The organism is Vibrio sp. 378, assembly GCF_033339435.1.
Window position 1 is genome coordinate 1 of the sequence record NZ_JAWOUO010000861.1, and the last position, 587, is coordinate 587.

The following is a 587-nucleotide window of genomic DNA, read 5'->3' on the forward strand; positions in this document are numbered from 1 at the left end:
TGCGGAGCCAAACGAATTCTCGCGCCATTTGCGCCGCCACGTCGGTCAGAGCCACGATAAGTACGGGCACTGTCCCAAGCGGTGGCGACCAAATCAGCGATAGACAAGCCGCTCGCTTCGATTTTGCCTTTCACAAGATCGACGTTGTAGTCCGTTTTGCCTGCTGGCGTTGGGTCTTGCCAAATCAGATCTTCGCTAGGTACATCTGGGCCTAGGTAGCACGATTTTGGTCCCATATCACGGTGAGTCAGTTTGAACCACGCACGGGCAAACATATCTTCAAAGTATGCAGGGTCTTGTTGGAAACGTTCTGAAATCTTGCGATATTCAGGGTCCATTTTGAGTGCCATATCGGCATCGGTCATGATTGGATTGTAGCGCTTAGAGCCATCTTCTACATCAACAGGCTTGTCTTGTTCTTCAATGTCGATAGGCTCCCATTGCCAAGCGCCGGCTGGGCTCTTCTTCAGTTCCCAATCGTATTTGAAGAGCAAATAGAAATAACCGTTATCCCATTGAGTCGGATGCGTTGTCCAAGCCCCTTCCAAACCACTTGTTACCGTGTCACGACCAATACCACGAGTCTT

The 587-nt window shown here is 50.3% G+C and carries 1 pseudogene; it reads right to left on the reverse strand.

Going from position 1 to position 587, the window contains the following annotated elements:
* Window positions 1-587, reverse strand: a pseudogene (locus R7Q48_RS29275) (catalase-peroxidase); the annotation flags it as partial.